This window comes from Aestuariirhabdus haliotis, assembly GCF_023509475.1.
In the GTDB taxonomy this organism is placed as follows: Bacteria; Pseudomonadota; Gammaproteobacteria; order Pseudomonadales; family Aestuariirhabdaceae; genus Aestuariirhabdus; species Aestuariirhabdus haliotis.
On the sequence record NZ_JAKSDZ010000007.1, the window covers coordinates 83,690 to 102,184 of the forward strand.

An 18,495-nucleotide genomic window follows, 5' to 3' on the forward strand; every position below is an offset into this window, starting at 1 on the left:
TGCACCCTGATGGGCAGCCTTCGGCTGTGCAAATTTATTTCCAGAAAAATTTGTCATGTTGCCTCCTAACGAACCGTCGCACAAAATGTGGCGTTAGGGCGGTAAGGCACAATCAACGGGGCCGACTGCATCAGCAACCAACGTACTGCCGGATCTTCCTCCAACCATGATTTGGTGAAGTAGCGGCTTGCCCGATAGTTGGCTTTTTCATCTTGAATGACGCCATAGCACCGGGTACCTTCCAGTAAGCCTTGGCTGGCAAGTAGTACCGTATATTCCGGCAGCATATTTCTGGAAACACCATCATCATCGACGTAGGCGTCGTTATAGACCCAGAAATCAAAATCACCCACTGAACCTACATAACGTGCTTTATCGTTACCTTGCCCTCGGAGGATTGGGTCGACTATTAATGTACTGGAGGTTCCACGACGGAGTTCAAGCAAACGCTCAACTTTGGGATCAGCCTTAAAGACTCGCCATGCCAAAGGGTCCATAACAACTGTACGAGCGGCGGCACCCGATTTGATTTGTACTAAGCCCGCCCAGTCTTCAATGTCATCTAACACTTTAACATCAGGTTCACCCCACCGAGTCGCGCCTGTCAGTGCCTGAGTCAGTGCTGGATCACGCTGAAAATCAATAATCTGTGTTGGGTAGTCTTCACCGGTTACTGTAATTTTTCCGGTTCGTAACGCTTCGGCCGCCATCACTTCTTCGCGGCGAGTCAGGTTTTCTAATTGATTCGTTAACGCACGATTTAATGCAGCCTCTCGGCGGTCCATGGGCTTTAAATTCCCCCCAATGGTTTCGCCAATCAAACGCTTCAGTGGAGCACTAGGGTCAAAGCGACGCTTATCTTTCACGTAGGCAGGCTTAAAGCTGCGTGTTTCAAACCCTTCCGCAGCAATGACCTTACCCTGAACGAGCGGTGATACAAATGGCACTAATCGCGGTTTAGATTTATCAATATCGAAGTGAATTTCTTCACTATCTTCTGTTTGAATAGAACCGAAAAATGTATCCAGCAAAAAGGATGCTGGACGATCCAAGTGCTCGACGACTCGGTTAAGCACATGAGTTGAAAATATATCCATGAGAATATCCTATTGCTGGTTAAGCTTGATTGTTTCGTAGAAAAATTGATCGCTCTCGAAAAGCGATCGAAATAGACGCTATTGAATGGCCCGGACCAAACGTGAGAGCTGCCGCATTAAATTCGCCCGCTAAATACACATGGGCCTGTGTATCGCCAGCGGAGGCATCCACCGCCTCGACCAGCAAGGCATCCGGTTCTTCTGATCCATCATTTGCTCCTGCGTCACTCAATAAATAGGCTCCACTAGCTGCAACCCTGCCTAACACAGCACCAGCAGGTAATGAGGCACCGCCAGTAATCGTGACAACTCGAGTAATTCGCGGAAATTCACCTGCAATTAGATTGTCGGGCGCATAGCTCCCTTGATCGTTAAATCCTTCTGCAATCCCAGGCATGCTCATACCGCACCCCCTTGTGAAAACTTAGCGATCCGCTTCGCCACTGCATCGGCATCATCACCTTCCTGTTCTGGAGCATCTGGCTCAATGGCAGGGTTGCCCACTGAGGCCATGACCTGTTCAAAACCTGTATTGGAAACTGGAGCCGATGCTTCGGCTTTTACCGGTGAAGCATCTAGCGTTGCCAGCGCCATATCAGCGCTCATATCCGTAGAAAATGCCAGGTGCTGAGCTAACTGTTCACGGCCCTTTGCAGTCTCAGAAGATATGATGGTGCCAATACGTTCACGTTCTTTTTTAACGCTTTGCTCGGATGCTTCATCATTCGTTGAGGCTATAGTTTCGGTTTGAATGGCTTCAACCAACTGCGGATAGTCGGCTTTTAATGATTCCAGACTAAGGACTTGCCCTTCAGAAGCCTCAGTCTTGTGGTTTTTGTCAGTCATCGTGCTGTCCTCAAGTGCTAGAAAAGAAGAACCCCGCAACTTGGCGGGGTTCTGATTGTTTGAATGTTCATTGATAATTCGTTCCAGGCTTCCGATATCATCGGCCAGTCCTGAGTTGATGGCGTTCTTGCCAATAAAGACATCACCGCCACCGAAGTCTTTGATAACCGTTGGCGGGTCGACACCACGATGCTTTGCAATGGATTCAATAAATACCGTCGCTAAATCATCGATACGTGATTGCAGTCGTGATTTTCCATCCTTACTACTTGGATCTAATCGTTTATAGGGGCTTTGGGATGACACGATCTCTAAGACGTTTTCATCTTTACTTCCTCGATAAACAGCTACCACACCAATGGACCCGAGCATGGACGTTTCTGAAGCAATAATTTGATCGCAAGCTGACGCAATCCAATACGCACCTGAAGCCGCATCACCTGAGGCATAGGCAATGATTGGTTTTTTGCCACGAGCTTCGAAAATCATACTGGCAAATTCAGCGCAACCATTGACTTCGCCGCCCGGTGAATCGATATCCAAAATAATGCTATGGACGTCTGGATTTTCTAAAGCACTGGTAAAGTCTTTCGCTAAGATTTCGTAACTGGATGCACCACTAATTGCAGTAAATATATTTGCGTAACGAAACAAAGGACCTACGACAGGAATAACCGCCGCACCTTCTCGAATCTCAGTTACGTAACTATTGTCTAACTCTCTACCGAGCTTCGCAGACACCACTTCGATGCTTTCGTTTTGGCGTGATGCAATCGTTAAAATATTATTAAGCGCAGCCTCGGTAATTGCCCATGGCTCACCAGCTGCATGATTCCAGAACTTCATTGTTTTTCCTCTGCAGTCTGAGGAGCGTATTGAGACGTTTCAGTATTCAAACCTAGCTCTCTCATTTTTGTTTGTTCTCGAGCTCTTTGTTCGAGCACTTCTTCCCAATCTAAGCCTTGGGTGGCACATTCATCTTCAAGAGTTGAAAGACCAATCTCTAAACGTATCTTTGAAGCCTTGGCCTCTTTAACAGGGTCAATCCAACCGCGCCCTGGACCAATCCATTTGCATCGACACCAAAGCGCTTTATTTTGATAAAAACCCGGCGCCTCAATCATGCCTTTGTTAATAGCTTCCTCTAACCAGAGCTCATAAACAGGCTTCGCCCAATAAGTAGCTAGCCAATGACGTCGGCCAATAAAATATCGCCATGCTTCCATCAACGCTGCGCGTGCTGAGGAGTAATTGGTTTTCGAAAAATCCTTCATCAATAATTCGAAAGGTAAGTTCAACCCAGTTCCGATATGACGAAGGATGTTTTCTACAAAACTGCTGTAAGCTGAATTAGGCCGACTGGGTGTAAAAGGCGCGACTTTATCTCCTGGAAATATAGGAATAACGGCACCACCTTGGAGTTTTACTTGCCACTCATTTCGAGCAGCCATGTAATCCTCGCCAGACCCACCAAACATTTCACTAATTGATTCACCATCTAATGGCGTTTCGATAAAAGCAGCGATCATTGCGTTGACAACGGCCGCTTGCATTTCGGAACGCTCGTAGTGATCAAGCATTTTAAATAACGGCATGATGCTACTAAAGATTGGTTTGCCTCTGCTCTGTCCGGTTCGCTCCTTGTCATGAACATGAATAACACGCTGGCGACCGAAACGAGTACGAGCTGAAATGCGCTCATAATCTTGAGCGTTATTGCTAACACCAAGAAGTTGATCACCCGGATGCGTTTTGGCAATCCAGTAAGCTAATGGCGCACCATAAGAATCAACCTCGATACCAGCGCGAATATTGGCATCGTTGATTTGATCGTTTGGGTTTCCTAAACGGTCGGGCTCAATAAGCTGAATGGTTGTTGCAAAAGTCTGGTTTCTATTGGGGAGCCATAATGGCAACGCAAGTGCTTCACCATTGATTAGTCCCGAGCGGAACATTTGGGTTGTTAAACCATTAAATGTCAGACTTTTTGAAGCATCACATTCAGTGGTGTCAGCCCAACTACGCCAAAGTGCTTCTGTTTTTCTCGACCAGCTATCTGCCCAGTCTTTGTCTTTTCCTAGTGCCTTGTAGTCAGGCAACGCTGATAGGCGCAAGCCAGTCCCAACGACATTATCCACCAGCGTTTGAATTGCTCCTGAGGCTACTCCATGGTTTCTCGCCAGATCTCTAGAGCGTGAAACCAGTGTAGGCAGTTCATCGAGCAAATCTGAATCTGGTGAGCCAGCCATTGGGCGCCAGCTCGACATTTCTCTCGCAGACAATGAAGCAGCTCGATGAGCCGTATCAGATACTAGTGGTAAGCCATCAGGGCCTAAGATCATTTGATTGGTCATAGCGCCTCAACTAGCATTTATATTGGGTAATTAGAATTTCATAAACAAAGGGCCACGTCGCGCGCGCCCCTCTTTTGCTGCGATCTCTGATTTAAGCTTCGCAATGTAAGCCGCCAGTTTATTGATATCTGTTTGCGCATAAGTGGTAGCACCATAACCGCCAACAGACACCGTCACTTCAAGTTCACCGATCATCAAGCGGTGCAGTGCAGATTCAGCATCAATGAGTCGCTGCCGCAGTATTGTTAAATCATTCATAAACACCTTAGAGGTAAGGATCATCTGCAACGACAGACGATCGTTGTCGAAATGCTTTAGTTGTTTTCTTTGCAATTGGTTGAGCGCTTTCGCTTTGGACTGGTGTGCTTTGTTTTACTTCACCCAGCGCATTTTCTAATCGCTTCCACTGCAACTCTTTAAATCGATCAAGACCATAAATACTTGCAGCTGCTCGTGCATACACACGGCAATCCAAAGCCTCATTATTTCGAGTCGGGTCTTTTTCCCATGTGGCTTTTGGGAAGCCTTTGTGTAAACGGATAATGCGTCGCTCAGCGGTGAGCTGTTTGAAGTACTCCTCTCCATACAGGGGAAAGTGGCAAGTCCCTGGTGAAAATAATTCACCCGAATCCCGCTCCTCATCGGTAGGCCTCGGTAGTTTGAGCCAACGGTAAAGTTCAACTTTGGCAACTGGACCACTGACATTCCAAACCCTCAACCCTCGGCGTTTACCACCGGCATCAGCTTTTGAGACATTCTGGATTAATGCAGTTTCTGTATCTCGTCCCTTTATGGCAACGACACTTCTTGGCTGTGATGCTCGTGCGCCTGCGCCACCCCAGACTGCCTGAGGATAATTGCGTACCCACCCATAAACATCCTGAGTGGCGTAACCAGAATCAACGCACATCACACGAATGGGCAGCGAGCTTCCTAAAGCGTGAGGCCAATCTTTACTAAGCACTTGATCGAGTTTTTTCCATACATCAGGTAGAGCGGTATCACCGTCTAAGACTAAGTAGTCGATTGACCATGATTCTTTGCTTCTTCCCCATGCGACGATTTCACATTCCAAGCGGTCACGCTGAACGTCAACACCGGCCGTTAAAAACAAACCTCCGTCAGGAACAACACCAATGGAGTAAGACTCTCGTCGCTCATATAAACGCTCCCATTCTGGCGCCTCGAATTCTTCTTCATAAGATTCACCAAGAACAGTGTTGACGAAGCCTTTCATCAAGTCTGGATTTTGTTGCGCACCTTCAAATATTCTTGCAGCGTCTTCCCATGAAAACCAACCGACAGGACTATAGAGTGACGACAAGTGATAGCCTTGAGTTTGACCATCACCTTCAGCTGTTGCCTGCCAGTAGCCTTGATTTAGCATCTCGGTTTTTTGATGTTCACTAATTAAATAATCACAATCCTCACAACAATACTTCGCATTTTCAGGCTTACCTTCTTCCCATCGTAATTGAGAAAACCGCAAAGGCTGTGAATGTCCACAGAAAGGACAAGGCACATAAAAATAGCGTTGATCTGAGTTTTCAAATTCTCGCTGAATACGCGATGTGCTTTTGATTGTCGGTGTACTCACCAGTAACACCTTGCGTCGGCGTGCAAAGGTCGCACTTCGACGTTCAGCCAGCAAAATAGGATCGCCTTCACCTTCAACATCGCCAGGATATCCATCCACCTCATCCATAAACAGATAACGAGCAGGCATAGATCGCAGGCCGACAGCACTGTTTGCGCCAGTCATGACCAATACGCCGCCTGGAAACTCTTTTGAGAGCACCGTATTACCTGAGTCTCTGCTGCGCGCAGGCGCAACACGCGCCCTTAGCTCTGGCACATCTTCAAGTTGTGGGTCGATACGCTGACGGGAATTACGCTTTGCCATTTCAACGGTTGGCGAAACTGCCATCATCGGGCCGGGAGCCATATGGATGACATATCCGATCCAGTTATTGCCAGCCTCTGTACCACCAACCTGCGCGCCTTTCATAAACACAACGCGCTGTACAGGCGAAGATACTGACAAACAATCCATAATTTCTTGTAGATAAGGCGTTCGTTGAGTACGCCAGCGGCCTGGCTCAGCAGCCGATTTGGGGGATAGCACACGAAACTGGTCAGCCCATTCAGACACCAATAACATGGGATCTGGTTTTAAACCTTCATTCCAGGCTTTTTCGAGCTCTATTACCCCATCGTAGAATTCAGTACCACCGTTCCTCGTCATCCCTGACGCCACGGCATTAGAACGTCCGTGTTCGTCAATCGACCTTTGGCTGGATGTCGCTAAGCTCGGATAAGTGCTGTCTGACATAAGACTCCAACATGACATGCATCTTGTGCGGGTCAACCTCCAGTTCTGCGGCCATTTGGGCAGATATTCTTGCTGGCCAACTTAGCCAAGCGTCGCGCTCGGCTCTTGCAATACGAAACACATGAGCGATCGCTTTAGCGCGATCCACAAGCTCATTTTTTAGTTGCTGTAATTTGATTCTATTGGTCTGTGCTTTTAGGACTTCATTGGCTGTTCGGGCTTGCATATAGGTGGTGCCACCACCGGTATTGCCACTTTCACTCAGGGTGTCGGCGACTGCATCAAGCGCAGCCTTGGGTACTGCTTTAGTTGCACCTGACGATTTACGCTGTTGGGCGCGATCTGTGTTGCGATCCCACTGCTTGTCGACTTTGTCTATATCAATAGTGCCATCAGTCTCAGCCTGAATACGGCCAGACTTAATCGCTTTGCGCACAGCCGTATCTGAGACCCCTCGATGTTTGGCATAAGCCCGCAGTGATACACCCATCTTTTAACCTGTTGTTTTTAGTCGAATTAATAAGCACAAATGAGTTGATAAGACCGCTGAATGAAGCGTTCATGTGCTTAACAAAACAGCACTTGGAGGCAACAAAATGGCCCAAAAACAAAATGCATTAGACGCTTTTTTAGCTCGAAAATCTGAAATCGACACAGCCCTTGAGCGCTTACAAGCACTCAGCAATGACCACTTCAACGCTCACCCCGATGAAATCAACTGGGGGCACGTTGGCGACCTGGGCCACTACGCAGAACTCCTCAAACAAATCACCGACTCAGCCTTTAACGAAGGCGAACATGCCGAATAAGGAGCACATCATGACCAAACTCACCGATACCCAAGTCACCATCCTTGAAGCCGCCAGCAAGCGGCTCGACAACAACATCGAGCCATTACCCAGTAACATCAACGCGGGTATTAAGCCTCGGGTTATCCAAGGTTTATTGAAGCGAGAGCTCATTACTCAGTTTGAAAATGGCTACATCATTGGTGCCAAAGGCTTTGACGCCATAGGCCTACCAGCGCCCACAAAAACGGAACCTAGCCAACCCGTCACTCTACGTGAGGGAACTAAGCAAGCCCGAATGATCGCGCTAATGCAGCGCCCAGAAGGCGCCAGCATCGAAGAAATTTGTACGGAGACTAGCTGGCAAAAACACACCGTTCGAGGCGTGTTTTCAAATACCCTTAAAAAACGGTTGGGCCTAACGGTCACCTCATACAAAGATGATGACCAACAACGCCGGTACCATATTCAAGGAGATGCCCAATGAGCACTCGCTGCTTTATTGCCATGACAAAAGACGAGGTGACTTATCAATCCATTTATTGCCATCACGATGGATACGACACCGACAATGGCGTTGGTCCAACGCTAAGACAACATCATAACAGTGAATATCACGCCGAGAGTTTGATAGCTCTTGGAGATATTTCCTTTGTGCAGGGCGAAACAGTTTGTGCTTACCACCGGGATCGCGGTGATTCCTGGGATCAAACCCAACCCAGAATCACTCGCAGCCAACCAGAGCTATTTGCATTGGCAAAGGCATGCGATGCGCAATATCTCTACCTATTTAAACAAGGTGAATGGCACTGTTTTAAGCTTTAAATTACTGACGCTACCGATTGAGTTAAAATGGCAACGTCATTAAACGACATCTTGTCACTTTCACGAACTGCCTGTTCACCAGAATAGTCTTGCCAGCGCCTGACAATAACATCCACATATTTTGGATCCAGCTCAATTAAGCGTGCAGCCCGTCCTGTTTTTTCACTGGCGATTAGGGTGCTACCAGAGCCGCCAAATATATCTAAAACAATGTCACGGCTTTTACTGGAGTTACGAACTGCTCGTTCAACCAACTCGACAGGTTTCATTGTCGGGTGAAGATCATTTTTTACCGGTTTATTAAAAAACCAAACGTCACCTTGGTCTCGCGCACCACACCAAAAGTGATCATTGCCTTCACGCCATCCATATAAAATCGGTTCGTACTGACGCTGATAATCTGAGCGCCCAAGCGTGAAAGTATTTTTTGCCCACACAATAAACGTCGACCATTTACCACCTGCATCACGAAATGCTTTTTGCAGCGTATCAAGCTCACTGGATGACATGGCTACATAGCACGCCCCTTTGGTCACACTTAGTAGATTGGTTAATGAATCTTTTAGAAATTGATAGAAGTCATCGCCCAGGTTGTCATTCATAATACGGCGATCTTTACCGCGCATTTTATCCTTGGCATTGTTGCCATAGTCCACGTTATAAGGTGGATCTGTGAACGCCATGTCGGCAAGCTCACCATTCATTAGCTTTTCTAAATCTTGCTTGCTGGTCGAGTCGCCACACAACACGCGATGATTTCCCATGACCCAAATATCACCAGGGCGACTTATCGGCTCTTCTTCCACTTCTGGAATATCGTCCTCGTCAGTTTCGCCTGCCTGATCATCGGCACCTAATAGCTCATCTAGTTCTTCATCTGAAAAGCCAATCACATCGAGATCAAAACCAAGGTCGCCAAGCTCTTCTAGCTCGAGCTTTAATAGCTCATCATTCCATCCAGCATTTTCAGCAATTTTGTTATCCGCAATAACCAACGCACGACGTTGAGACTCTGTCAGGTGATGTAAAACGATAACAGGTACGCTATCTAATCCAAGTTGCTGGGCAGCCATCAATCGACCATGCCCCGCGATAATGACATTATCATCGCCCACTAAAATTGGATTAACAAATCCAAACTCAGCAATAGAACCCGCGATTTGTGATACCTGAGTATCATCATGTGTTCTCGCATTTTGGGCATAGGGGATTAAACGTTGAAGCGACCAGTGCTCCACCGTTTCAACAGCGTTAAGTTGCATTTGATTACCTTGGAAATAGCGGTGCGAACCGCGAACCTGCGAACCCGGTTTAATGGCCTGTCGCTAGCGAAATGCGGCGGCCTTGCGACCCGCATCGATTCGATGGCCAGGAAGGACCCATTTTTTTCTGGGACCAGAAATAACTAAGCCACGGTGTGGTGGCCGTGGCTTGTGTGCAGTTCACTCGTGAGATTAGCAAGTATTCTCGCCTAAAAATCGGGTTTTGTCCCACTGGGGGTTTTGGCATTAACACGCAGGTCTTTGCTCTTGCGCGAGCCGCTCCGCAATTTTTATTAACGCCCCTTGCCAATAACGCTGTGCCGACGTTCTTGGAAACCCAGTCTCACGAGATATCATTCGCCATGGCGTTCGATAAGCTCGTAACCAGATCAGGCTTCTTTCGCCATGATTGACAAACGTTATCCATGACAGCGTTTCCTCCATGCGAGTGATTTGGTCTGGCGTTGGGCGTAAACGAATCGGTTGAACCTCTTGTCTGGTGAGCTCTCTTTGATCGTATTTGATCTCTGGCCAATAGCTCACATAGCCAAGGCTTCGTTCCCCAGGTAGTTTACGCAGTGTTGATACACACTCCTCGAACCGGTGAGCGATTTGTTCTGGCGTAAACTCATTCATGATTGCTCTCCCAGTCTTTGCTCAACAGCCCAATAGACCAAAGCTAATGCATCGGCCTCGTTATCATCTGAAGGTCGGTGGCCTCGGTTCCTAGCAGCCTCAATCATCATGGTTTTATTTGCATTACCTTTGCCTGTTGCGTGGCGCTTGATGGTTCCAACCGGGACACCCTCGTAAGCAATATCCTGTTGCTCGCACCAAGCAGTCAGATGCGCCATAAAACCACCGTAAGCGTGTGCAGCATCCACACCCATGTGGCGACGAACTTCCTCAAAAAACACCATGCTGATAGGCCCAGCATTTTCGTTTAGCTCACCCAAGAAACGGTTGAACTTCAAAAAACGCATGCCGCCACCTTGCCAACGATCGTTTTTAAAACTGATGGTGCCGCTGGTGATAACGCCTTGTTTGGAATGAATTGCCCATCCAGTTGTTGTGCCCAGATCCAAGCAGAGCACCACTGGTAAGGTTCGATTGATGATCTCTTTCTCACCGAGATGGAGAGCCTCCCCTTTAGGGGACTCTCCTCTCTCGTAGAGAGAGGGGGTTTGCGTGCAATCTGGATTTATCTCTACACCCCTTGAGTTATCTAGGTTTGTATTCAGATTGCAGGGGGTATCCGCAATCTGGGCTCCGCAATCTGCAATCTGGCTGAATGCCTTGTTATTGCTGACTTTCAGTTTGCGGGTAGTTTGCAGATTGCAGCAAACTGGTTCAGATTGCAGACTACAAACAGCCGTATTTGAGGCGTTATTGTGATCATGATTCATGGCTAATTTCCTCCTGGTATACCCAAACATCCGGGTTCTCGACTGGGAGCACCGCACCGGTTTGAGCACATTTGTAATGGGTAGGTTTGATTGCAAAGTGAGCCTGTTTGACCTCACCTGTATCGGTATCAATGTTTTCTGAAGCGGGAACAGTCATACCTTCAACACAGAGGTAGCCGTATTTACTGCGGGTTAACATAGGCAAACTGTAATCCTCTGGATTGCGGAAGAACTTGATATCGCCTTTTGTGGCATGGACAGCAATGCGTTCATTGATTGTTCTATTGGCGCCCAGTCCAGCCTGGCCTTCGAACGATTCTGCAAATTGATTCGAGGTATAGACCCTACCTTGAGCCGCCTCATCAAATATCATTTGCACAATGACATCGCGCTTACGCTGACGCTCTGCATCGAGCTTGGCGCCATAGTCTTGATTGACCAGTCGATCACTATGAGCGTCTAGCTCAATCCATTTGCCTTGGCTTTTGTCGACACATTTTGCTGGCAAACCGGGACCATTTCGCAGTTCGAAAACCAGCGTGCGATCGGTGCGCGTTTCATCTGGCCGGTACAACAGCATGCCGGTGGTGTAATAGCCACGGAGGCTGCCCGCACCTGATAGCGCCAGAAAGGGATCTTCTTCAACTTGCTTCTTACTGATCTTCTTAGTGTGGTGCGCCAGAATAATGCCCGCTAACGGATTGACCGCATCTCGCAGTTGCTCAACTCGCTCGCGCAGAAAGAACAACATCGCATTGTTGTCGTTCTCACTATTTCCCTCTGGACCGCCATCAAAGACATTGCGTATTGGGTCGATCACTAGAATATCGACACCACCTTGTGCAGCGGCTCGTTGCAGTGCCTCGATCACTTGCTCAACACCTTGATCATTGAGCACTAAACGAAGTTGAGGCGTTACCAGCAAGTTATTTGCCGCACGACGACTGACACGTTCAGGTAAGCCCATAGACTGTATCCGTTCACGCAAGTAGTGATATTGAACCTCTGCCTGCAGATAAAACACGCGCAATGGTCTGGAGGGTGTCAGCTCGAGAAAAGGTTCACCGGCTGCCATGTGTGTTAACCATGACAACAGAAAGTCGCTTTTACCGACCTTCGGAGCGCCACCAAATACAATCATGCCACCTGGCGTTAAAACTCTCGGTGCAATTAAATCGTCAGGCATAGGTGAGGTATCGGCCAGCAACTCACCCAATGAGTGCATCGGGATTGGCGTCTCACCTTTGACGACAGTACGCTCGGCGTTTTTTACAAAAGACCAAACATCCATGCCATCTTCAATGGCGTCATAAGCATCCCATTTATCTGGTTTTCCATCTGGGATATGCAATACAGCAACGGAAGAAGCGCCTACATTAGCAATCGCTTCTGATGCCTTGCGCGCATATTCAAGGCCAGCCTCATCGTTGTCCGGCCACACCAAAACGTGCTTATCTTTGAGTGGACCCCAGTCCGTTTTGGCGACTGGTGCATTGGCACCGTTCATTGCTGTGCTCGCAATCATCCCTAAACGAATCAACGCATCGGCCGCTTTTTCACCTTCAACCAGAACCACCTGGTTTGCCGTGAGTATCTGAGGTTGGTTATACAGCGGTCTGGGATCGGGCGCTTTCATTGACCGAGATCTGACATCCCACGGCCGAAACTCTTTACCCTCTGCAGTATCGTATCGATATACACAAGCTATCAGCTTTCCTTGGCTATCACGGTAATCCCATTTTCCAGTAGCTGGACCTAACTCATCGGTCGGCACCTGTTTTGGTATTGAGGCTGAGCTCACAGAATTACTTTTGGCTGTGTGAGGTTTTTGCACTTGGGAATCCGAGACTCCTAACCATTGCGCAACGGACTCAACCAGTTCTGGAAATCGATTCGTAGCATCAATACCCATCACGCGCGCCCAAGCATCAAAAATATCGCCACCTTCACCGGTCGCAAAATCCATCCACATGCCAGCGCGTGAGCCTTCCAGTTCAACCACTAAACTCTTACCGGGATTACCTTCAAGATCACCCACAATAAATTGCTTACCGCGTTGCTTTCCTGCCGGAAACAAATAGATCAATACGCTTTGAAGAGAATCCAATAGACGCTGTTTTAATTCACGCGCATCATGCTTGGATTTGAGTGCAACGCCTTGATCGGGCGCGTCATTAAAATCAAGCCACACAACTTTATCGCTACCTTTTTCCATCACGCACCTCCTTGCCAGCAGCGGTCTTGCCATGAGCAAAACTTACATTCGTAATGGGCAGGATCTTTACTGATTCTGGGTAAGAGCTCTCCTGCATCAGTCGCCTGAATGACACGCACACCTCGATCGGATGCACGCTGAGCCAGTTCACCATTAAATGGCACCCACTCGAAGTACAACTCGGCGGTGTCTTTGTTGATCGCAGTGAACATAGCCGGATTTGAAGATATGCCTGGGATCTGCTCTTCCATGTAGGCTTGGTACAGTGCAATTTGTGCCGCATAAACAGGCTTGGAAAGAGTGACGCCACGTTTTACCGTATCCTTCCATGATTTTGCGTTCAGTGATTTACACTCCCAAAGCGCAGGATAATCTTTACCGATTGATTCGGGTCCTCCTGCGAGCACGCCATCAACATGACCACACAAGCGGCCATTAACGGCAGCAAAACCAAACTGACCACCTGACGCTGTCTCGGTATAAAGATCAAACCCCGCTTGGCGTAACCAATTTATGGCTAAGTCTTCGAAGATATGTCCGGCTGCAAATATCCTAAGAGTGCGACCCGTAAATGTTCTGCCTTCGTCTACGGCTGTATTAGTGAATTCAAATTGAAGCGCTCGATCACACGCAACGCCTAGTCGAGAAGCGCCTAAATAATTGCGCGGCGTTTGTGCCTGGTTCTCAGTTTGCAAAGCAGTGTCGATTAGATCGGTGAGTTTTTCAGACAAGGTCGGTTGATGATTAAAATCCAGCATCAGAAAGGCACCTCGTCTTTGTACAACTCCTGCAAAGTGCAGTGATAAGATTCAAGAACCGTATCCACCAAACCAATAATTTCATCTTTGCTGTAACTGCCAAGACCTTTTTCCATGCCTACGGCCATCACATAATCTGCAAGTGGGGCTAAAACAGAGTCAGCTGCTTTTTGTTCTAAATCGGTCCTGTTCACATCCACCCCCTTGCGACGCAATTGGTAGTGAATGTCCTGACAAGTCTTGGAACAAAAGCGCTTAAAACTTGCACGCCGATTTTCGACAGATTGGAAACGATTTGGATCCAGCCAACAGAAACCGCGTGGCGGCTTGTGACAGATATAACATCGGTAATACACATCAAGCGGCCTCCCTTCCTTCAACTTTGTTGAAAATGCGGGATTGGATATCACGCTTGTTAAACTGGAACGCCAATAGGCATGATGCTTGGTAGCGAGTTAAGCCGAAATCCTGTCGATAGGCAGGTGGTAAATATCGAAGTTGCTGAGCAGTTGCAGCCTGATTTAACCATTTACGGGATTTGCTCGCGGCATCTTCCGTTTCATGATCATTCAACCAATCATCAGCTGCTGCCAGGCAAACAGTTCGTTCACCCATGGCCAACAAGCGTGCAGGGAGTTTTTTCCCACCGCCCATGCCAAACCAATGACCGGCTAAGAAGAACACTCCCGCCCACGCTTCAAAACCTGTTGCCATCAACGCCGCATCATCACCGAACAAATCACACCAACGAAACGAGGAGCGTTTAAGCAGATCAATCTCAGACATCACAAAGTCAGCTAAATCCACTTTGTCATCGGTATCCGTTCGCTCCCAAACATAACCACATAAGGAGCATTCTTTTGCCGCCGCAGGCACCATCGCTCCGCAGTCGGGACACTCTTTCTGAGGTGCCTCACAATGACCTTCATGGCCATCCAAATTTACATCTTGCTCTAATGAACCGTGAAGCATGGTGCTGGTACCGAAGTCGAGTACCACACAATCACTCTTCACCACACCAGGGTGCTCATTGGGATCGATGGTTCTAAGGCCACGCCCAATCATTTGTATCAAAGTCGACTTGTAGGAACTTGGCCGAAGCAAAATTACACAGCTGGTCGGCGGGTAATCCCAGCCTTCAGTCAGCACTGCTACGTTGACAACAACTTGAGACTCCCCGGATTCGAAACGAGACAGCGCCGCTTTGCGCGCCTCGCTTGATAGCTCACCATGAATAACCTCGGCATTCACACCAGAAGTTGAGAAAGCCTCAGCCACATTTTTGGCGTGATGGATGGTAGAGCAAAAGACCACGGTAGAACGATCATGAGCTTTTTCTTTCCAGTGACGAATCACTGCTTCAGTGATCGGCGCTTTGTTCATGATGGCATCGACTGCCGACATATCGAAATCATCGGCAGTTCGTTTCACCTGTGACAGTTCACTCTGAGTACCGACATCAACGACGTAAGTTCGGGGTGGAACCAAATGCCCTGATTGAATTAATTCGGCAAGCGTAATTTGATCACTGACATTACTAAAAACAGGACGCAATGCTTTGTTGTCACCACGATTGGGCGTTGCCGTTACGCCAAAAATAGCCACATCAGGATTACTATCTCGAACGCTATCAATAATGCGTCGGTAAGTGGGTGCGGCTGCATGATGTGCTTCGTCGATGACTAACAAATCTAACTTTGGCATATGCTTCAAGTTTGATTCACGTCCTAATGTTTGCACCATGGCAAAGGTTGCTTGCCCCGCCCATGACTTTTCTTGGGCATCGTAAATCGACGTCGAAATAGCCGGATTGACACGACTAAACTTGGCTGCATTTTGTGAGGTGAGTTCATCTCGATGAGCTAGCACACAGGCTTTTGCATCTCCGTTTTCCAGCCATTGACCGGTAACACCGGATAACATAATGGTTTTACCGGCGCCCGTAGGCGCCACCCCCAATGTATTCTGGTGCTTATTAAGCGCAGCGAGGCTGCGCTCAACAAACAGTTTTTGACGAGGTCGTAATAACATAATTCGACCTCCTTATTGCGCCCAACTGGGACGACCAGTTGGAGCAGTTGAGGTAGATTGGGAAGGAGAAGATTCCTGTACCGACGCTGATGCTTGTGTCAGTTCACCCGCGATGCCTGCATAAGCTTTATTGTCTGGTGTGATTGCGGTTTTAACGACATTTTTATCATCACCATTTTGGTCCTTATCCATCTCAACTTTGGCAACAAACTCAATACCATCAAGATCGGCAAAACCTTGAATGCGACGGGCTTGTTGTGCCTGAGGTGAGTTGTCCTGAGGGTGCAATCCCCGCGATGAGTTCAAGATCCCTTTTACAAACGCTCTTCCCATATTTGCCCACTCGGGACCTTTAGGGCTGTGCAGACCAATGAGGCTCCACATTTTCCGTTTGGCGTATGGACCATCGAGCACGACAAACTCGCAGTTCAAGTAAACAGAGCCAGTGGTCATGCTTTGGGTTGCATAACCACCAGTCCAACCTTGAGAAGCATCGTCATAACCGCCGGGACGAATCGTCATACGCACTTTTACCAGGGTGCCTTTTGGGATTACGTCAAAATTGTTTTGGTCTTCAGCCGAGTTAAAATCATTCCAAGTCGTCATTATTGGACTCCTTCTTCAGTATTGGTTTGGGTTTCGATAGGTGCTGGGCGAGCAAATGTCAGGCGATCTGACGGAGGTGTTACTGGCCCATGAATTTTTGCCATCAGTCGACCTAGGTGTGGCTCCTCGATAACATCAAGTCGCCCACTACGATCTTTAGCTGGATAGCCATAGGGATTTAGGGTGTGGTTAATAAAGGCACGATATTTCTGGCCATCATCACTTTGAATTTCCGCAAGTGTGATGACCTGATCAACGATGCCTGGCAGCTCTAGAGCCGTTTTTGAACCATCAATCTGTGGTGAATAAACCTTACGATTGAAGTCATCGATTTTTTCGTCGAGGATGCCAACAAACCAGATATTCTTATTGCGGGTGTGCTGCAGATGAGTCAGCCAAGCAATCATCTCTTGCCCATGAAGGCCATAAGCACCACGCGTATCAGGTTTGCCACTTCGTTCGCTGAACGCCTGAGGTTGTCCCTTGCACCATTGCAAGCAAAGGCGACCTGCAACAGTTATTGAATCGATAAACACCGTGTCGTATTTATCAATGCTGCTAACGTCACCGAATTTAGCGCAGACTGCTTCATAGTGTGCTTGGCTGTATGGCTGTTCATCCCGTAGCGCAGGATTTGGGCCGCCAATAAACACCGCAAAGTCACGACATTCTTGCCATGTACGTGGTCGAATTGCATCGCCAGACCACCCTTCAACAGCTAGGTCTCCCGCTTCTAAATCGAAGAATAAGGTTTTGTCTGCATCGATCGTCCACAACAAGCTGGTTTTTCCGATGCCTGATGGACCAAGAATGCAGCCTTTGATCCCGCGCTTTTCTGCCAATCGCTGATCGGCTGTAATGATTGGAAAGGCCATTACTTCACCTCCCCATGTTCACGCAGAAACTCAAGCGCATAGTCGGCACCCTTGGCTCCGTAGCCTCGAGCCATGTCATGCACTCGGCGTAGTGATTCCATTTCCTGAACAATGCGACTGAGCTCTTTATTCAGACCCTGCTGTGCAAAGGCCAAATCATCAACGGTCGCTAGAAGCAACGCCTTGGATTCGGGTTCTCCTTCGTCAGATACATCAGGAATGGAAATGGCATCTGGCAGGCTTTCCAATGAAAAACTGCTCTTGCGCAGAGCCTCTAAAAAATTGGTTTCTTTGGTAAAAATCGTCATGATTATTGCTCCTTTGCAAGGCTGAGACGGAAGGTGGGTTTGCCGGTTTTTAATGTCCGAGCGGGTTCAAAAACGGTTCGAAGGTTTTCAGGCCAAGCGGTGTATTTGCGCTCAGCCACCTTGTAAGTGATGTCCAAGAATTCAGCTGGGTTATCGCCACTAGCAGAAATTCGCTGTGCGATTTCAGATAATTGCGATTGGTCCCAGACAGGCTTTTTCGGAAGGTCAGATGACACTCGCACACCCTCGTCATCAAAGTTGACAGTTCCGGTGTCTTTGCCGAGTTGAGTTCTTAACTCACTAACTTTTGGGTCGTATTTCATGGCGATAGCGCCATCGATCCAGTCTTTAAGCTCTTTGGCATTGCGAAGGTAGTTGGCCGCTTCAGCCTGAACACGCATCAATTCAGCAGCAGTCATACCTGCCAAATCACCGATGCTCATAGCTTGGGCTTGTTCTAGGGAAAGACTCATGCGTCACCTCCTACGCGCTCAGAGGTACTCTTGCGAAGACAGTCTTGTTCATAAGCCTCGACGTCTTCGAGGCGGTACATCACTCGACCTTGTAGTTTGAGAAAGACAGGGCCGATGCCTTCAGAGCGCCAGCGCTCCAATGTGGCTTCGCTGACACCCCAGCGGTTGGCTAATTGCCGTTGGTTCATATGATTTACACTCACGTTGCACTCCTAATGGTTATTGCGGAAACGTGAGGTAATGATGTGCTTCGGTGGGTTAGGAGCCGTTTAGGGCTAAGTTAGGAGTGAGGTTAGATTTGATTACGCACGTATTTAAT

The 18,495-nt window shown here is 48.1% G+C and carries 22 protein-coding genes; 3 read left to right on the top strand and 19 right to left on the bottom strand.

Translation table 11 applies throughout. The features are described from left to right. Positions 1-65: 65 nt before the first annotated feature. From MIB40_RS07525 to MIB40_RS07555, 7 genes are read right to left on the bottom strand one after another with little or no spacing between them, the layout of a single operon-like run. A complete protein-coding gene (locus MIB40_RS07525) occupies positions 66-1,097 on the bottom strand; it encodes a major capsid protein (RefSeq protein ID WP_249692600.1) in 1,032 nt (343 codons plus the stop codon). 19 nt (positions 1,098-1,116) lie between these two features. After that, positions 1,117-1,500, bottom strand: coding sequence for a head decoration protein (locus MIB40_RS07530; RefSeq protein ID WP_249692602.1), 384 nt, complete (start codon positions 1,498-1,500; stop codon positions 1,117-1,119). Further along, complete coding sequence (locus tag MIB40_RS07535; protein WP_249692604.1) at positions 1,497-2,789, bottom strand: S49 family peptidase; 1,293 nt, start codon at positions 2,787-2,789, stop codon at positions 1,497-1,499. The genes MIB40_RS07530 and MIB40_RS07535 overlap by 4 nt, the downstream gene beginning before the upstream one ends. Next, complete coding sequence (locus MIB40_RS07540) at positions 2,786-4,297, bottom strand: phage portal protein (protein ID WP_249692606.1); 1,512 nt, start codon at positions 4,295-4,297, stop codon at positions 2,786-2,788. Before MIB40_RS07540 ends, MIB40_RS07535 begins: the two co-directional genes overlap by 4 nt. A gap of 30 nt (positions 4,298-4,327) precedes the next feature. After that, a complete protein-coding gene (gene gpW / locus MIB40_RS07545) occupies positions 4,328-4,555 on the bottom strand; it encodes a gpW family protein (protein WP_249692608.1) in 228 nt (75 codons plus the stop codon). A 7-nt stretch (positions 4,556-4,562) separates the two neighbouring features. Next, positions 4,563-6,629: a phage terminase large subunit family protein gene (locus tag MIB40_RS07550; protein ID WP_249692610.1), complete on the bottom strand. Its 2,067-nt coding sequence runs from the start codon at positions 6,627-6,629 to the stop codon at positions 4,563-4,565. Further along, the gene (locus tag MIB40_RS07555; protein ID WP_249692612.1) at positions 6,577-7,119 is read right to left on the bottom strand and encodes an elements of external origin; all 543 of its coding nucleotides are present in this window, start codon (positions 7,117-7,119) and stop codon (positions 6,577-6,579) included. Before MIB40_RS07555 ends, MIB40_RS07550 begins: the two co-directional genes overlap by 53 nt. A 106-nt stretch (positions 7,120-7,225) precedes the next feature. Between MIB40_RS07555 and MIB40_RS07560 the strand changes: the two genes are divergently transcribed. From MIB40_RS07560 to MIB40_RS07570, 3 genes are read left to right on the top strand one after another with little or no spacing between them, the layout of a single operon-like run. Then, the gene (locus MIB40_RS07560; RefSeq protein WP_249692614.1) at positions 7,226-7,438 is read left to right on the top strand and encodes a hypothetical protein; all 213 of its coding nucleotides are present in this window, start codon (positions 7,226-7,228) and stop codon (positions 7,436-7,438) included. Positions 7,439-7,448: 10 nt separating this feature from the next. After that, on the top strand, positions 7,449-7,904 hold the full coding sequence (locus tag MIB40_RS07565) for a DUF3489 domain-containing protein (protein WP_249692615.1): 456 nt from the start codon (positions 7,449-7,451) through the stop codon (positions 7,902-7,904). Continuing rightward, positions 7,901-8,242, top strand: a complete 342-nt coding sequence (locus MIB40_RS07570; RefSeq protein WP_249692616.1) for a hypothetical protein — start codon at positions 7,901-7,903, stop codon at positions 8,240-8,242. Before MIB40_RS07565 ends, MIB40_RS07570 begins: the two co-directional genes overlap by 4 nt. Here MIB40_RS07570 and MIB40_RS07575 read toward each other — a convergent pair. The 12 genes from MIB40_RS07575 to MIB40_RS07625 form a co-directional block, all read right to left on the bottom strand. Beyond that, the gene (locus MIB40_RS07575; RefSeq protein WP_249692617.1) at positions 8,239-9,504 is read right to left on the bottom strand and encodes a site-specific DNA-methyltransferase; all 1,266 of its coding nucleotides are present in this window, start codon (positions 9,502-9,504) and stop codon (positions 8,239-8,241) included. The two genes, MIB40_RS07570 and MIB40_RS07575, sit on opposite strands and share 4 nt — an antisense overlap. Before the next feature lie 246 nt (positions 9,505-9,750). Then, on the bottom strand, positions 9,751-10,140 hold the full coding sequence (locus tag MIB40_RS19845) for a DUF6362 family protein (protein WP_406566442.1): 390 nt from the start codon (positions 10,138-10,140) through the stop codon (positions 9,751-9,753). Next, positions 10,137-10,910 carry a crossover junction endodeoxyribonuclease RuvC gene (locus tag MIB40_RS07580; RefSeq protein WP_249692618.1) on the bottom strand — a complete coding sequence of 258 codons (774 nt, stop codon included), beginning with the start codon at positions 10,908-10,910 and terminating at the stop codon, positions 10,137-10,139. Before MIB40_RS07580 ends, MIB40_RS19845 begins: the two co-directional genes overlap by 4 nt. Then, entirely contained in the window at positions 10,900-13,125 is a 2,226-nt protein-coding gene (locus MIB40_RS07585) for an AAA family ATPase (protein ID WP_249692619.1), read from the bottom strand. The genes MIB40_RS07580 and MIB40_RS07585 overlap by 11 nt, the downstream gene beginning before the upstream one ends. After that, positions 13,125-13,883: a hypothetical protein gene (locus MIB40_RS07590; RefSeq protein ID WP_249692620.1), complete on the bottom strand. Its 759-nt coding sequence runs from the start codon at positions 13,881-13,883 to the stop codon at positions 13,125-13,127. The genes MIB40_RS07585 and MIB40_RS07590 overlap by 1 nt, the downstream gene beginning before the upstream one ends. Beyond that, the gene (locus MIB40_RS07595; protein WP_249692621.1) at positions 13,883-14,077 is read right to left on the bottom strand and encodes a DUF6511 domain-containing protein; all 195 of its coding nucleotides are present in this window, start codon (positions 14,075-14,077) and stop codon (positions 13,883-13,885) included. The genes MIB40_RS07590 and MIB40_RS07595 overlap by 1 nt, the downstream gene beginning before the upstream one ends. A 163-nt stretch (positions 14,078-14,240) precedes the next feature. After that, the gene (locus MIB40_RS07600; protein ID WP_249692623.1) at positions 14,241-15,914 is read right to left on the bottom strand and encodes a DEAD/DEAH box helicase; all 1,674 of its coding nucleotides are present in this window, start codon (positions 15,912-15,914) and stop codon (positions 14,241-14,243) included. Between the two features lie 12 nt (positions 15,915-15,926). Continuing rightward, the gene (locus MIB40_RS07605) at positions 15,927-16,520 is read right to left on the bottom strand and encodes a hypothetical protein (protein ID WP_249692624.1); all 594 of its coding nucleotides are present in this window, start codon (positions 16,518-16,520) and stop codon (positions 15,927-15,929) included. Beyond that, the gene (locus MIB40_RS07610; RefSeq protein WP_249692626.1) at positions 16,520-17,395 is read right to left on the bottom strand and encodes an ATP-binding protein; all 876 of its coding nucleotides are present in this window, start codon (positions 17,393-17,395) and stop codon (positions 16,520-16,522) included. The genes MIB40_RS07605 and MIB40_RS07610 overlap by 1 nt, the downstream gene beginning before the upstream one ends. Continuing rightward, positions 17,395-17,703 (bottom strand): hypothetical protein, encoded by a 309-nt coding sequence (locus MIB40_RS07615; RefSeq protein ID WP_249692628.1) that lies wholly within the window; start codon positions 17,701-17,703, stop codon positions 17,395-17,397. The genes MIB40_RS07610 and MIB40_RS07615 overlap by 1 nt, the downstream gene beginning before the upstream one ends. A 2-nt stretch (positions 17,704-17,705) precedes the next feature. Beyond that, a complete protein-coding gene (locus MIB40_RS07620; RefSeq protein ID WP_249692630.1) occupies positions 17,706-18,176 on the bottom strand; it encodes a hypothetical protein in 471 nt (156 codons plus the stop codon). Further along, a complete protein-coding gene (locus MIB40_RS07625) occupies positions 18,173-18,379 on the bottom strand; it encodes a helix-turn-helix transcriptional regulator (protein ID WP_249692632.1) in 207 nt (68 codons plus the stop codon). The genes MIB40_RS07620 and MIB40_RS07625 overlap by 4 nt, the downstream gene beginning before the upstream one ends. Positions 18,380-18,495 lie beyond the last annotated feature (116 nt).

Bases quoted from the DNA above. Each gene is read 5' to 3' on its own strand.
- MIB40_RS07535 (WP_249692604.1), bottom strand. From the start codon at position 2,789: ATGAAGTTCTGGAATCATGCAGCTGGTGAGCCATGGGCAATTACCGAG.
- MIB40_RS19845 (WP_406566442.1), bottom strand. From the start codon at position 10,140: ATGAATGAGTTTACGCCAGAACAAATCGCTCACCGGTTCGAGGAGTGT.
- MIB40_RS07615 (WP_249692628.1), bottom strand. From the start codon at position 17,703: ATGACGATTTTTACCAAAGAAACCAATTTTTTAGAGGCTCTGCGCAAG.
- MIB40_RS07525 (WP_249692600.1), bottom strand. From the start codon at position 1,097: ATGGATATATTTTCAACTCATGTGCTTAACCGAGTCGTCGAGCACTTG.
- MIB40_RS07590 (WP_249692620.1), bottom strand. From the start codon at position 13,883: ATGCTGGATTTTAATCATCAACCGACCTTGTCTGAAAAACTCACCGAT.
- MIB40_RS07600 (WP_249692623.1), bottom strand. From the start codon at position 15,914: ATGTTATTACGACCTCGTCAAAAACTGTTTGTTGAGCGCAGCCTCGCT.
- MIB40_RS07555 (WP_249692612.1), bottom strand. From the start codon at position 7,119: ATGGGTGTATCACTGCGGGCTTATGCCAAACATCGAGGGGTCTCAGAT.
- MIB40_RS07540 (WP_249692606.1), bottom strand. From the start codon at position 4,297: ATGACCAATCAAATGATCTTAGGCCCTGATGGCTTACCACTAGTATCT.
- MIB40_RS07610 (WP_249692626.1), bottom strand. From the start codon at position 17,395: ATGGCCTTTCCAATCATTACAGCCGATCAGCGATTGGCAGAAAAGCGC.
- MIB40_RS07560 (WP_249692614.1), top strand. From the start codon at position 7,226: ATGGCCCAAAAACAAAATGCATTAGACGCTTTTTTAGCTCGAAAATCT.
- MIB40_RS07575 (WP_249692617.1), bottom strand. From the start codon at position 9,504: ATGCAACTTAACGCTGTTGAAACGGTGGAGCACTGGTCGCTTCAACGT.
- MIB40_RS07620 (WP_249692630.1), bottom strand. From the start codon at position 18,176: ATGAGTCTTTCCCTAGAACAAGCCCAAGCTATGAGCATCGGTGATTTG.
- MIB40_RS07605 (WP_249692624.1), bottom strand. From the start codon at position 16,520: ATGACGACTTGGAATGATTTTAACTCGGCTGAAGACCAAAACAATTTT.
- MIB40_RS07550 (WP_249692610.1), bottom strand. From the start codon at position 6,629: ATGTCAGACAGCACTTATCCGAGCTTAGCGACATCCAGCCAAAGGTCG.
- MIB40_RS07585 (WP_249692619.1), bottom strand. From the start codon at position 13,125: ATGGAAAAAGGTAGCGATAAAGTTGTGTGGCTTGATTTTAATGACGCG.
- MIB40_RS07530 (WP_249692602.1), bottom strand. From the start codon at position 1,500: ATGAGCATGCCTGGGATTGCAGAAGGATTTAACGATCAAGGGAGCTAT.
- MIB40_RS07570 (WP_249692616.1), top strand. From the start codon at position 7,901: ATGAGCACTCGCTGCTTTATTGCCATGACAAAAGACGAGGTGACTTAT.
- MIB40_RS07565 (WP_249692615.1), top strand. From the start codon at position 7,449: ATGACCAAACTCACCGATACCCAAGTCACCATCCTTGAAGCCGCCAGC.
- MIB40_RS07580 (WP_249692618.1), bottom strand. From the start codon at position 10,910: ATGAATCATGATCACAATAACGCCTCAAATACGGCTGTTTGTAGTCTG.
- gpW (WP_249692608.1), bottom strand. From the start codon at position 4,555: ATGAATGATTTAACAATACTGCGGCAGCGACTCATTGATGCTGAATCT.